Genomic DNA, 12,911 nt, shown 5'->3' with positions numbered 1-12,911 from the left:
GCAGGCCAGACAGTTACCCCTCTCGCCAGTACGCCGATGGCGAACGTGAGACGGCCCGTCCTGCGTGTCGCCCCCTCCCACTAGGGATGTCTTACCCGCAGCCACGGACGGTCCATGCCGCGTGCACGGGTTCCCTCCGCTATGGGCGAACAACCTTGCGCCCCTCCGTGCCCCCGCACACCCCTCCGTCGGGCACTGTGTGCGATCAGTCGGGCACACAACGTAACCCGGGGGCCGTCTCGGCGGTTGCTCCTGGCATGGTCGGCACTCTTCCCACCATCTCCACCGTCCCCCTTCCTCGTCGCCCACCGGATCCGCTCCGTCCGGGCGTCCGTCCGGAGGTCCGCGCCCGGCACTGGTACGAGAACGACCTGGGGTGGGAAACCGTGCCCGGCGCGCCGCTCCGATTGGTGACGGGTGTGCGCTTCGACGTCCTGGACGTACCGGCCGAGGCCGGTGCGGCGGGGCTGAGGCGGCTGACTGCGGGCTCTCCGGTGGCGCTCCAGGGCGACCGCATGCGGCTGCTGGTGGCCGCGGGCAGCGCCGAGGAGCTGCCGGGGCTGCTGGAGTGGCTGGAATGGGGCGCGCTGGCGCCGGACCTGCTGGCCCTGGGCGAGGGCGGTCACATGGACGCTCCGGTTCCGCCCGAGCCGGTCTTCGCCGGCGGACGTCCGCCCCGCGGCCGCGCCGCCGTGCCCCTCGTGGGTCCCGTGCAGGGGGCCGCCGTGTGGCTGCGGCCCCCCGAGCCGGGGCGCGAGGTCGAGGCCTCGCTGCCGACCCTGTCGGCCTTGGGGGGCGCGCAGGACGCCCCCGATCTCGTACGACTGGTGGAGACGGTGGCGACACACTGCCACCGCGTCCGGCTGCGGCGCCCCCACGCCCAGCCGGCCGTCCGCCACCAGACTCAGCCGTTGGCCTTCTCGTAAGCCTCGCGAATGGACGCGGGAACTCGGCCGCGGTCATTGACCTCGTAACCGTTCTCCTTCGCCCAGGCGCGGATCTGCGCGGTGTCCTGGCTGCCGCCGGAAGCGGCACGGGTCTTTCCACGCCCACCCGAAGCACGGCCTCCGGTGCGACGGCCGCCCTTCACATACGGGTCGAGAAGGCCGCGCAGCTTGTCCGCATTGGTGGTCGTGAGATCGATCTCGTACGTCTTGCCGTCGAGCGCGAACGTCACGGTCTCGTCTGCCTCGCCGCCGTCGAGGTCATCGACAAGAAGGACCTGAACCTTCTGTGCCACCGGATTTCCTTTCATCGAAAACGTGAGGGCCGGGGGTCTGCGGCGTCCGCCGTTTCGCCGCCCCCTGTTATATGCAGTACTGCAGTACGTCGGAAAGCAAACCGCTTTTGCCGGAAAAACACAAACCCCTGGGGAAGACTCAGGGGGCGGCCCCAGTCCGGAAACATGCGCGTTTCGGACATAGGGCACCGGGGCAATGACGATCACAGATGCAGAAGCATCCGGCTGTTGCCCAGGGTGTTCGGTTTCACTCGTTCGAGACCGAGGAACTCCGCGACGCCCTCGTCATAGGAACGCAACAGCTCGGCGTAGACATCGGTGTCGACGGGCGTCTCGCCGATCTCCACGAAGCCGTGCTTCCCGAAGAAGTCGACTTCGAAGGTCAGACAGAAAACCCGGCGAACGCCGAGCCAGCGGGCGGTCTCCAGCAACTTCTCCAGCAACCGGTGACCGACGCCGGCGCCCTTCAGGCCCGGCTTCACCGCGAGAGTGCGGACTTCCGCGAGGTCCTCCCACATGACGTGCAGCGCGCCGCAGCCGACCACCTCGGCGTTGTCGTCCCGTTCGGCGACCCAGAACTCCTGGATGTCCTCGTAAAGGGTGACGGTGGCTTTGTCGAGCAGGATGCGACCGCGGACGTAGGCGTCGAGGAGGTGGCGCACGGCCGGGACATCGCTGGTCCGGGCCCGCCGTACGGTGATGGCTTTTGCGGTGACTGCGGGGCGCTCTGCTGACATGAGCGGACGCTATCGCCCGCCGCCGTCCCGGGCGGAGCCGGGGTTCTGGTTCTCCTCTTCCCGGGTTTCCGGTCCCTGGACGATGCGCACGGCGTCCCTGAGGGCCTGGCGCTGTTCGTCGCTCATCATCCCGAAGAACGCGACGAGAGCGGCGGCGGGGTTGTCGCTCTGCGACCAGGCGTCGTTCATCAGGGCGGCGGCGTACGCGGCGCGCGTGGAGACGGCCTCATATCGATAGGCCCGGCCTTCCGCCTCACGGCGCACCCAGCCCTTCTGATGGAGATTGTCCAAAACGGTCATCACCGTCGTGTAGGCGATGGACCGTTCCTGCTGAAGATCTTCCAGGACTTCTCGAACGGTGACGGGGCGGTTCCACTTCCACACCCGCGTCATGACCGCGTCTTCGAGTTCTCCCAATGGGCGAGGCACAGCTCAGAACAATAGTGGGAGATCCCGGCAATGGCCCGCCGGACGTGCGCATTCAGTCACAAATGGGCACAAAAAGGGGCGTACGACTCGAAAACGCGGGTGGGTGGAGTCGTACGCCGGGGAGGTGCGGAGCCGGGTGCCGGGGCCGGGCCGTTCAGGCGTCGCCGGCGGAGGAGGCCTGGCGGGCGCTCTCCGCGCGCGCGAGCGCGGCATCCACGGCGGCGTCCTCCTTGGCCTTGGCGGCCCCGCCCTGGGTCTTCACGATCACCCGGACCAGACCGATGAAGAACGCGGCCATCACGACCGGGGGCACGAGCGCGGAGACGTAGTCCATGCCTCCAAGAGTAGCCATGGCGGACCGGGCGAAAGGGGCGGGGTGGGCGAACCGCCGCACAGGAGTCAGCCGACGGCGAGCCGGCGGGACGGGTTCGCCGGGGGCGGGGTCGGCCTGCGGCGGGGGAAGACCTCGCCGGGGGTCGGGATGGGGCGCTTGGGGGCCTCCGGGTCTTCTCCGGGGCGTTCGGCGGGCCTCTCGGGGGGCCTGGGGCGGTGCGCGGGCTTCTCGGCGGGCGGCTTGCGCACGGGGCCGGGGGCGGGCTTGCCCTGGCCCTCGTCACGAGCCTCGGCCGCCGCGCCGCCGGGGAGCGCGAGCAGCCGGGTCCGTGCGGCGGGCACGCGCGTGACGCGTGCCCGCGCGTCCGGCCCGGCGAGCGCCTCACAGCGGTCCAGGAGGGCCGCGGCGAGGGGGTTGCCGCGCAGGGCCCGCAGCGCGGCCAGATCGTCCCCTGTCGGCCGGTACCCGGCGCCCAGCACCTCTTCCAGCAGCGTGAGGTATCCGGAGGCGGTACCTGGCAGCGCGGCCCGGTACCGGGCGAGGTCGGCCACCAGGAAGGCGCGCAGCCGGGCGCCCTCGCGCACCGCCTCGTCGAGCGACTCGGCGAGCCGGAAACAGTCCTGGACGTCCCCGGCGGAAGCGGGACCGGAGTGGAGGGCGAGAGCGAGGGCGCGGCGGAGCACACGCAGCTCCTCCACACCGAACGCCATGCCGCCGCGGGATCCATAGGGCGTGGGCATATGCCGACAATACGCGCTAATCAGACAAACAAGGCACAGGGTCGAGGTGTGGCGCGGGTCTTTCACCCACGGGACGGGCGGGGCGACCGCAGGCCGCAGGCCGCAGGAGCGTGGGCCACCGGGCCACCGGGCCACCGGGCCACCGGGCCACCGGGCCACCGGGCCACCGGGCCACCGGGCCACCGGGCGCAACGTCCCAACGGGGCCGCAGGGCCTCGCAGCCGCGAGGCCGCCGGACCGCAGGAGCCCAGATCCCAGGGCCCGTGGAGCAACGGTCCCGCAGGGTCACCGGGCTACCGGCCGCTGGGCCCAACGGCCGCAAGGCCGCAGCCCATTGGGACGGCAGCATCACCCGGTGACCGGGCCACCCGGCCGCAGAGCCGCCGGCCCACCGGCCCCGCAGACCCCCGCACCGGGCGCCAAGCGTCCGGGGTGCCGCGAGGGCGGGACGGAACCCGCTTCCTCACCCTCGACCCCGCCCGCTCCGGCGACTGCCAAAGAACTCACATGCGTGCGACGTTCCGCTCGTACACCAGACGTAGTCCGATCAGCGTCAGCCACGGTTCGTGTTCGTCGATCACGGAGGACTCGCCGAGCACCATCGGGGCCAGTCCGCCCGTGGCGATCACGGTCACCTCCTCCGGGTCGTCGGCCAGCTCGCGGGCCATCCGGCTCACCACGCCGTCCACCTGCCCGGCGAACCCGAAGACGATCCCCGCCTGCATGGCCTCGACCGTGTTCTTGCCGATCACACTGCGCGGCCGGGCCACCTCGATCTTCCGCAGCTGGGCGCCCTTGACCCCCAGCGCCTCCACGGAGATCTCGATGCCGGGCGCGATGACGCCGCCGACGTACTCCCCGCGCGCGGACACCGCGTCGAACGTCGTCGCCGTACCGAAGTCCACGACGATCGCGGGCCCCCCGTACAGCTCGACGGCCGCCACCGCGTTGATGATCCGGTCCGCGCCGACCTCCTTGGGGTTGTCGGTGAGGATCGGCACGCCCGTCTTCACGCCCGGCTCCACCAGCACGGCCGGCACGTCGCCGTAGTACCGCCGGGTCACCTCGCGCAGCTCGTGCAGCACGGAGGGCACGGTCGCGCAGATCGCGATCCCGTCGATGCCGTCGCCCAGCTCCTCCCCGAGCAGCGGGTGCATCCCCATCAGCCCCTGGAGCAGCACCGCCAGCTCGTCCGCCGTGCGGCGCGCGTCCGTGGAGATGCGCCAGTGCTCGACGATCTCCTCGCCGTCGAACAAGCCCAGAACGGTGTGCGTGTTACCCACGTCGATCGTGAGGAGCATGGCCGTTACTCCGCCTCGCGCAGGTCCAGGCCGATGTCGAGGATCGGCGAGGAGTGGGTCAGGGCACCGACGGCCAGGTAGTCGACTCCGGTCTCCGCGTACGCCCGCGCGTTGTCCAGGGTCAGCCGGCCGGAGGCCTCCAGCAGCGCGCGCCCGCCGACGACGGCGACGGCCTCCTCGCACTCGATCGGCGTGAAGTTGTCCAGCAGGATCAGGTCCGCGCCCGCGTCGACGACCTCGCGCAGCTGGTGCAGCGTGTCGACCTCGACCTCGATCGCCAGCTCCGGGAAGGCCTCCCGTACGGCCTTGAAGGCCTGCGCCACGCCGCCGGCGGCCACCACGTGGTTGTCCTTGACCAGCGCCGCGTCGGACAGCGACATACGGTGGTTGACGCCTCCGCCGCAGCGCACCGCGTACTTCTCCAGCGACCGCAGCCCCGGCGTGGTCTTGCGGGTGTCGCGGACCTTCGCCCCGGTGCCCTCCAGGACGTCCGCCCACGCGCGCGTGGCCGTCGCGACGCCGGAGAGGCGGCACAGGATGTTCAGCGCGCTGCGCTCGGCGGTCAGCAGGTCACGCGTACGGGTGGTGACCGACAGCAGCTTCTGCCCGGCCGCCACCCGGTCGCCGTCCTCCACGTGCCGCTCGACCTCGAACTCGTCCGTGCACACCACCGACAGCACGGCCTCGGCGACCCTGAGGCCCGCCGCCACGCCCGCCTCGCGCGCGGTGAAGTCGCCGGTGGCCACCGCGTCCTCGGGGATGGTCGCGACGGTGGTCACGTCCACGCCGCCGTCCAGGTCCTCCTGGATGGCGACGTTGGCGATGTCCTCGATCTCCACCGGATCGAGTCCGGCGTCGGCCAGGAGCTGGGCGAGCGCGGGGTCGAGCCCGCACTCCGCGTACTCTGCGTACCCCTCGTCGTCCGCGCCACAGGCACAGCCGTCGCCGCAGCCACCGGTCGGGGCGAGGGGAAGGTCGTCGGTGCTCACTTCTGTCACTGCTCCTGGGGACGCTGGTGTTGCCGGGTAGGGGGGAAGTCTGCGGTGTCCGTGGTGCGTACGGCCAGCGTCCGGTCCGGATTCAGCCGTACGACGATGTGCCGCCGCCAGTGGGCGTCGTCGCGGTCGGCGCGGTCCTCGCGCCAGTGGCAGCCGCGGGTCTCCTCGCGCAGCAGCGCGGCGGCCACCAGGACGCGGGCCACGCACAGGAGGTTGGTGGCCTCCCAGGTGTCGACGCCGGGCTCGGCGGTCTTGCCGTTCTCGTCGAGGGCGTCGCGGGCCTCGCTGTGCAGCCGCTGCAGCTGGTCGGCGGCCTTCCCGAGGGACTCCGCGGAGCGCAGCACACCGGCGCCCTCGGTCATGGTCCGCTGGATGGCGAACCGCGCCTCGGCGGCGAGCAGCGGGTGCGCGGGCCGGCCGGGCTGCGGGACCGGCTCGGGCACGCGCGCGTGGAGGCCGTCGGCCGCCCGGCTCGCGGCGATGTCGGCGGCGATCCGCTCGGCGTAGACCAGGCCCTCCAGGAGGGAGTTGGAGGCGAGCCGGTTGGCGCCGTGCACGCCGGTGCAGGCGACCTCGCCGCACGCGTACAGGCCCGGGACGGTCGTACGGCCCCGGGCGTCGGTGCGGACGCCTCCGGAGGCGTAGTGGGCGGCCGGGGCGACCGGGACGGGCTCGGTGACCGGGTCGATGCCGTTGGCCCGGCAGGCGGCCAGGATCGTCGGGAAACGGTGCTCCCACATGGCGGCGCCGAAGTGCCGGGCGTCGAGGAACATGTGTTCGGCGTCCTGCTCCTGCATGCGCCGCATGATCCCCTTGGCGACGATGTCGCGCGGCGCCAGCTCGGCCAGCTCGTGCTGTCCCACCATGAAGCGCACGCCGTCACCGTCGACCAGGTGGGCGCCCTCGCCGCGCACCGCCTCGGAGACCAGCGGCTGCTGGCCCTCCGCGTCGGCGCCGAGGAACAGCACGGTCGGGTGGAACTGCACGAACTCCAGATCGGAGACCTCCGCGCCGGCCCGCAGCGCGAGGGCCACGCCGTCGCCCGTGGAGACGGACGGGTTGGTGGTCGCGGAGAACACCTGGCCCATGCCGCCGGTGGCGAGGACCACGGCGGGTGCGTGCACGGCCCCCACGCCGTCGTGCTGGCCCTCGCCCATCACGTGCAGGGTGACGCCCGCCGTACGGCCGTCGGCGTCGGTGAGCAGGTCCAGCACCAGGGCGTTCTCGATCATGCGCACCCCGCGCGCGCGTGCGGCCTCCACGAGGGCCCGGGAGATCTCCGCGCCGGTGGCGTCCCCGCCCGCGTGGGCGATCCGGCGGCGGTGGTGGCCGCCCTCGCGGGTGAGCTGGATGTCGCCCTCGTCGTCGGTGTCGAAGTGCGCGCCGGTGGAGATCAGCCGCCGTACGGCGTCGGGTCCCTCGGTGACGAGGATCCGTACGGCCTCCTCGTCGCACAGGCCCGCGCCCGCCACCAGGGTGTCGTCCAGGTGCTGTTCGGGGGTGTCGCCCTCGCCCAGGGCGGCGGCGATGCCGCCCTGGGCCCACCGGGTGGAGCCGTCGTCGAGGCGGGCCTTGGTGACGACCACGGTCGCCAGGCCGGCGGCCTCGCAGCGCAGGGCGGCGGTCAGACCGGCCACCCCGGAACCGACGACGATCACGTCCGCGGTGATGGACCACCCGGGGGCGGGCGCGTGCAGACGTATGCCTGTGCTGGTCACGAGGCGGCTCCGAGGGATCCGAAGGTCAGGGGGAGGTTGTCGATCAACCGGGTCGTCCCGACCCGGGCGGCGACGGCGAGGACGGCCTCGCCGGTGAAGTCGTCGTCGATCTCGGTGAAGTCGGCGGGGTCGACGAGGGCGAGGTAGTCCAGTTCGAGCGGCGGGTCGAGGCGGCCGGCCTCGTCCAGTACCAGCCGGGCGGCGGCGCGGACGGCCGTCGGGGCACCGGGCGCGACCTTGGCCACGGCGTGCGCGTCGGCCGCCGCGCGGGACTCCCCTATGGCGCTGAGCGCCTCGGCACGCGCGTGCGTGGAGGGCACTTCAAGCGCCCGCGCGCGCAGCGCCTCCTGCGCGGCGTGCCGGTCGCGGCCGGCGAACAGCGCCCGGGACAGGGCGAGGGCGGTGCGCCGCTCGTCGGACGAGAGGTAGCGGTTGCGGCTGGACAGCGCCAGGCCGTCCTCCTCGCGCACGGTCGGTACGGCGAGGATCTCGACGCCGAAGTTCAGGTCCCGCGCCATGCGGCGGATCAGGGCCAGCTGCTGGGCGTCCTTCTGGCCGTACAGGGCCACGTCGGGGCGGGTGAGGTGGAGCAGCTTGGCGACGACGGTGAGCATGCCGTCGAAGTGCCCGGGCCGCGAGGCGCCTTCCAGGCGCTCGCCCATGGGGCCCGCGGAGATGCGCACCTGGGGCTGTCCGCCGGGGTAGACCTCGTCGGCCGAGGGGGCGAACACGGCGTCCGCGCCGGACTGTTCGGCGATCTTCAGGTCGGCTTCCAGGGTGCGCGGGTAGCGGTCGAGGTCCTCGCCCGCGCCGAACTGGAGGGGGTTGACGAAGACGGTGACGACGACCTCGCCGTCCGGTCCGGCGATCCCGCGCGCGGCGCGGATCAGCGTGGCGTGGCCCTCGTGCAGGGCGCCCATGGTCATCACGACCGCGCGGCGGCCGTGCCGTACGCGCGCGTGCAGTTCGTCGGCGGTGCTCAGCAGGGTGGTGGTCATCAGGCGTTCCCCTCGGTCCCGTCGGTGCCGTTCGTGCCGTGGGTTCCGTTCGTGCCGCCCGCTCCGTCGGCCAGCACGCCGAGGAGGTCTTCGGCGAGTTCCGGCTTGAGCAGTCCGTGGGCCAGCGCCCGGTCGGCGGTCGCGCGGGCCATCGCGAGGTAGCCCGCGACGGTCTGCGGGGCGTGCCGGCGCAGCTCGGTGACGTGCGCGGCGACCGTGCCGGCGTCCCCGCGCGCGACGGGCCCGGTCAGTGCCGCGTCCCCGGATCGCAGCGCGTTGTCCAGGGCGGCGCCGAGCAGCGGGCCGAGCATCCGGTCGGGGGCCGCGACGCCGGCGCCGCGCAGCAGCTCCATGGACTGGGCGACCAGGGTGACCAGATGGTTGGCGCCGAGGGCGAGGGCCGCGTGGTAGAGCGGGCGGTTCTCCTCGGAGATCCACTCGGGCTCGCCGCCCATCTCGATGACCAGGGCTTCGGCGGCCAGCCGCAGCTCCTCGGGCGCGGTGACCCCGAAGGAGCAGCCGGCCAGCCGCTGCACGTCCACCGGGGTGCCGGTGAAGGTCATCGCGGGGTGCAGGGCCAGCGGCAGCGCGCCCGCGCGCAGGGCGGGGTCCAGGACCCTCGCGCCGTACCGGCCGGAGGTGTGCACGAGCAGCTGCCCGGGGCGTACGGCGCCGGTCTCGGCGAGGCCGGCCACCAGGCCGGGCAGGGCGTCGTCGGGGACGGTGAGCAGCACCAGGTCGGCGCGCTCCAGGACCTCGGCGGGCGGGACGACGGGGACGTCGGGCAGCATCAGTTCGGCGCGCCGCCTGGAGGCGTCGGAGACCGCCGAGACGGCCACCGGGCGGTGCCCGGCGAGCTGGAGGGACGCGGCCAGGGCGGGGCCCACCCGGCCGGCGCCGACGACGCCTACGGTGAGCCGCGCGGGGCGGTCCTTGAGGTCTGGCTGGTGGACTGTACTCACGCGACGGTGGCCTTCCCGTTCCAGTCCGCTCTGGGTACCGGACGATTTCTCGTCATGTTAACGCTATCCGGTCCGGGGCCGATCCGTCGTCCACAGGCTGTGGGCGACGGAACACCCCCGCCGGACGGAACACCGGGCGGGACCGCGGGCTGAGCCCGGACGGAAATTCCGGCGACCGTCCGCCGTCCGCCACGGCATCATCCAGGGCATGAGCGACGAGGCGACGGCACACGACGACGAGCACGAGGGTCCCGCGGACGGGCCGGGGAAGCCGGACATGCGTGAGCGGCGCACGGCCGCACACCGCCGGGCCACGCGCCTCCTGGCGCGCGAGGGCCTGCACGGCACCCTCCGCGAGCGGCTCGCGTGGCTGCGGGACACGGCGTCCGAGGTGTACGACCTGGACGAGCGGGGCGACATCTACGGCAACGGGGTCGTCGCGGCCCTGGAGGAGCGGGTCGCCGCCCTGCTGGGCACGGAGGCCGCCGCGTTCTTCCCCACGGGCACGATGGCCCAGCAGGTCGCGCTGCGCTGCTGGGCGGCCCGCACCGGCGACCGTACGGTGGCACTGCACGCGCTCTCCCACCCGGTCCAGCACGAACGGGACGCGTTCAGCGAGGTCGCCGGACTGCGCCCGGTGCGCGTCACCAGCGAGCCCCGGCTGCCCACGGCCGAGGAGATACGCGACTTCCCGGAGCCCTTCGGGGCGCTGATGCTGGAACTCCCGCTGCGGGACGCCGGTTTCGTGCTGCCCTCCTGGGAAGAGCTGACGGAGGTCGTCGAGGCGGCCCGGGAGCGCGACGCGGTGGTGCACTTCGACGGTGCGCGCCTGTGGGAGTGCACCGTCCACCTCGGACGCCCGCTGCACGAGATCGCGGACCTGGCGGACAGCGTCTACGTCTCGTTCTACAAGTCCCTGGACGGCTTCGGCGGCGCCGCGCTGGCCGGTCCGAAGACGCTGGTCGAACAGGCGAAGACATGGCGGCACCGATACGGCGGCCTGGTCTTCCAGCAGTTCCCGACCGTCCTCGCGGCGCTCGGCGGCCTGGAGCGGGAGCTGCCGCGGCTGCCGGACTACGTGCGCCACGCGCGCGTGGTGGCCGCCGCGCTGCGCGAGGGGTTCGCGCGGGCCGGGGTGCCGTGGGCGCGCGTGCATCCCGAGGTCCCGCACACGCACGAGTTCCAGGTCTGGCTGCCGTACGGGTCCGACGTGCTGACGGAGGCGGCCGTACGCCAGGCCGAGGAGACCGGCACCTACCTGTTCCCAGCCTTCTGGGGTGCCAGGGGCCCGGGGCTGTCCTGCACCGAGGTGACCGTCTCCGCCGCCGGTCTGGAGTGGACGGCGGACGACGTGCGAGCGGCCGTCGCGGACTTCGTGACGCGCCTGCCGGGGGCGGGCGGGTGACGCGCCTGCCGGGGGCGGGCGGGTCAGCCGTGTGAGCCGCCCGCCCGTACCAGTCCCGTCTCGTAGGCCAGCACCACCACCTGCACCCGGTCCCTGAGGCCGAGCTTGGTCAGGATGCGGCCCACGTGGGTCTTGACCGTGGCCTCGGAGAGCACCAGCCGGGCCGCGATCTCGCCGTTGGACAGGCCCTGGGCGACCAGCACCATGACCTCCCGCTCCCGGTCGGTGAGCCGCTCCAGCTCCTTGTGCCGGGGCTCGCCGCCGGTGGCGGGCAGCATCGGCGCGAAGCGGTCCAGCAGGCGCCGGGTGGTGGACGGGGCGACCACGGCGTCGCCGCTGTGCACGGAACGGATCGCGGCCAGCAGTTCGCCGGGCGGCACGTCCTTGAGCATGAACCCGGAGGCGCCCGCCTTCAGCCCGGAGAACGCGTACTCGTCGAGGTCGAAGGTGGTCAGGATCAGCACCTTCGGCGGGTCGGGCTCCGAGCAGATGCGCCGGGTGGCCTCCACACCGTCCAGCTTCGGCATGCGCACGTCCATCAGGACGACGTCCACGGCGGTGCCGCGCAGCACCTGGAGGGCCTCGACGCCGTCGCCCGCCTCCGCGACGACCTCCATGTCCGGCTGGGCGGCGAGCACCATCCGGAATCCGGTGCGCAGCAGCACCTGGTCGTCGACGAGCATCACGCGGATCGTCATCGGGTCCTCTTCCATGGGTTGTGCCGGGGCGTGACAGGTGTCAACAGGGGGCGTGCGTCGGTGTCAGTGCGCGGGTTTGAGCGGGAGGAGCGCACTGATGCGGAATCCTCCGCCCGGACGGGGGCCCGCGTCGAGGGTGCCGCCGACCATGCCGACCCGCTCGCGCATCCCGATCAGCCCGTGGCCCTGGCCGTCGGCGCCGCCCTCCTCGTACAGCTCGTGCGGGGCGCCCTTGCCGTCGTCCTCGACGAGCAGGCCGAGGCCGTCGTCGAAGTAGACCAGCCGCACGCTCGCGCCCGCGTTCGGCCCACCGTGCTTGCGGGTGTTGGTCAGCGCCTCCTGCACGATGCGGTAGGCGGTCAGCTCGACGCCGCTGGGCAGCGGGCGCGGGGTGCCCTCGACCTTGAAGTCCACGGGCAGGCCCGAGGTGCGGCACTGCTCGACGAGGTCGTCGATCTGCTCCACGTCCGGCTGCGGCACGTACTCGCCGCTCTCCCGGTGCTCCCCGGTGCGCAGCACGCCCAGCAGGCGGCGCATCTCGGCGAGGGCCTGGCGGCCGGTGGAGGAGATCGTCTCCAGGGCCTTCTTCGCCTGGTCGGGCGCGGCGTCGAGGACGTAGGCGGCGCCGTCGGCCTGCACCACCATCACCGACACGTTGTGCGCGACCACGTCGTGCAGCTCGCGGGCGATCCGGGCGCGCTCGGCGGCGACCGCGACCTTCGACTGGGCCTCGCGCTCCTTCTCCAGGCGGGCGGCGCGCTCCTCCAGCTGCGCGAAGTAGGCGCGGCGGGTGCGCATGGAGTCGCCCAGCACCCAGGCCAGCGCGAACGGGACCGTCTGGAACACCACCACCGCGGCCTGCCCCAGCACGCTCGCATCGGTGGCCGGCCAGCGCAGCTGCGCCAGGGTCGCCGCGAACAGGCTGATGACCAGCGCGAACCGGGAGGCCCAGCGCGCGCCGACCGCGGCGACCGTGTAGGTGACCACCAGCATGGCGAAGTCGGAGACGCCGTACTCCACGTCCAGCACCAGCTGGGCCACGCCGGTCGCGGCGACCAGCAGCAGCATCGGCTCCGGGAAGCGGCGGCGCAGCGCCACGGCGACACACAGGACGGCGGAGACGGCGAGGCCGCCGGCGACCGATCCGTGGTGGTTCGGCGCCCCGCTCAGGTTGTTCACGCTCACGCCCGAGATCCCGAACAGGACGACGGCCCAGAAGGTGTCGACCCATGTCGGGTGCCGGCGGAGGAAATCGTAGAGGCGCTGCACGTAACCCAGCGTAGGGAAGCCGGATGCGTGCAGGGGTCAACCGGAGGTTCGATCCGTTCCAGGCGCGCGTACTCCGCAAGGT

14 protein-coding genes are annotated in these 12,911 nt (G+C 73.0%); 2 read left to right on the top strand and 12 right to left on the bottom strand.

Annotated elements, in window-relative coordinates:
• Nucleotides 1–257: 257 nt before the first annotated feature.
• Nucleotides 258–926 (top strand): SCO3374 family protein, encoded by a 669-nt coding sequence (locus ACFYMM_RS12265; RefSeq protein WP_388385752.1) that lies wholly within the window; start codon nt 258–260, stop codon nt 924–926.
• On the opposite strand, the gene ACFYMM_RS12260 is transcribed toward ACFYMM_RS12265, so the two are convergent.
• From ACFYMM_RS12260 to ACFYMM_RS12215, 10 genes are all read right to left on the bottom strand, one after another.
• Nucleotides 905–1,240: an Lsr2 family protein gene (locus ACFYMM_RS12260; protein WP_388385751.1), complete on the bottom strand. Its 336-nt coding sequence runs from the start codon at nt 1,238–1,240 to the stop codon at nt 905–907. The two genes, ACFYMM_RS12265 and ACFYMM_RS12260, sit on opposite strands and share 22 nt — an antisense overlap.
• A 203-nt stretch (nt 1,241–1,443) precedes the next feature.
• Nucleotides 1,444–1,977, bottom strand: coding sequence for an amino-acid N-acetyltransferase (locus ACFYMM_RS12255; protein ID WP_388385750.1), 534 nt, complete (start codon nt 1,975–1,977; stop codon nt 1,444–1,446).
• Nucleotides 1,978–1,986: 9 nt separating this feature from the next.
• Nucleotides 1,987–2,370: a BlaI/MecI/CopY family transcriptional regulator gene (locus ACFYMM_RS12250; protein ID WP_388385749.1), complete on the bottom strand. Its 384-nt coding sequence runs from the start codon at nt 2,368–2,370 to the stop codon at nt 1,987–1,989.
• A 190-nt stretch (nt 2,371–2,560) separates the two neighbouring features.
• On the bottom strand, nt 2,561–2,740 hold the full coding sequence (locus ACFYMM_RS12245; protein WP_388385748.1) for a hypothetical protein: 180 nt from the start codon (nt 2,738–2,740) through the stop codon (nt 2,561–2,563).
• Between the two features lie 65 nt (nt 2,741–2,805).
• The gene (locus ACFYMM_RS12240) at nt 2,806–3,450 is read right to left on the bottom strand and encodes a hypothetical protein (protein WP_388385803.1); all 645 of its coding nucleotides are present in this window, start codon (nt 3,448–3,450) and stop codon (nt 2,806–2,808) included.
• Between the two features lie 533 nt (nt 3,451–3,983).
• Nucleotides 3,984–4,781 (bottom strand): type III pantothenate kinase, encoded by a 798-nt coding sequence (locus tag ACFYMM_RS12235; RefSeq protein ID WP_388385747.1) that lies wholly within the window; start codon nt 4,779–4,781, stop codon nt 3,984–3,986.
• Between the two features lie 5 nt (nt 4,782–4,786).
• The gene (nadC, locus tag ACFYMM_RS12230) at nt 4,787–5,770 is read right to left on the bottom strand and encodes a carboxylating nicotinate-nucleotide diphosphorylase (RefSeq protein WP_388385746.1); all 984 of its coding nucleotides are present in this window, start codon (nt 5,768–5,770) and stop codon (nt 4,787–4,789) included.
• 5 nt (nt 5,771–5,775) lie between these two features.
• Nucleotides 5,776–7,497, bottom strand: coding sequence for an L-aspartate oxidase (locus ACFYMM_RS12225; RefSeq protein WP_388385745.1), 1,722 nt, complete (start codon nt 7,495–7,497; stop codon nt 5,776–5,778).
• Nucleotides 7,494–8,495 carry a pantoate--beta-alanine ligase gene (panC, locus tag ACFYMM_RS12220; protein WP_388385744.1) on the bottom strand — a complete coding sequence of 334 codons (1,002 nt, stop codon included), beginning with the start codon at nt 8,493–8,495 and terminating at the stop codon, nt 7,494–7,496. Before panC ends, ACFYMM_RS12225 begins: the two co-directional genes overlap by 4 nt.
• Entirely contained in the window at nt 8,495–9,457 is a 963-nt protein-coding gene (locus tag ACFYMM_RS12215) for a Rossmann-like and DUF2520 domain-containing protein (protein ID WP_388385743.1), read from the bottom strand. Before ACFYMM_RS12215 ends, panC begins: the two co-directional genes overlap by 1 nt.
• A gap of 208 nt (nt 9,458–9,665) precedes the next feature.
• Here ACFYMM_RS12215 and ACFYMM_RS12210 point away from each other — a divergent pair, with 208 nt between their 5' ends.
• Nucleotides 9,666–10,862, top strand: coding sequence for a threonine aldolase family protein (locus tag ACFYMM_RS12210; protein ID WP_388385742.1), 1,197 nt, complete (start codon nt 9,666–9,668; stop codon nt 10,860–10,862).
• Between the two features lie 23 nt (nt 10,863–10,885).
• On the opposite strand, the gene ACFYMM_RS12205 is transcribed toward ACFYMM_RS12210, so the two are convergent.
• Both ACFYMM_RS12205 and ACFYMM_RS12200 read right to left on the bottom strand, forming a co-directional pair.
• The gene (locus ACFYMM_RS12205) at nt 10,886–11,560 is read right to left on the bottom strand and encodes a response regulator (protein WP_388385741.1); all 675 of its coding nucleotides are present in this window, start codon (nt 11,558–11,560) and stop codon (nt 10,886–10,888) included.
• A gap of 63 nt (nt 11,561–11,623) precedes the next feature.
• Nucleotides 11,624–12,829, bottom strand: coding sequence for a sensor histidine kinase (locus tag ACFYMM_RS12200; RefSeq protein WP_388385740.1), 1,206 nt, complete (start codon nt 12,827–12,829; stop codon nt 11,624–11,626).
• Between the last annotated feature and the right edge of the window lie 82 nt (nt 12,830–12,911).

Origin of the sequence: Streptomyces sp. NPDC006739, from assembly GCF_042869815.1 — a bacterium.
Classification (GTDB): domain Bacteria; phylum Actinomycetota; class Actinomycetes; order Streptomycetales; family Streptomycetaceae; genus Streptomyces.
The sequence above is the reverse complement of the archived record's forward strand: the minus strand, read 5'-3'. Positions and strand labels throughout refer to the sequence as shown.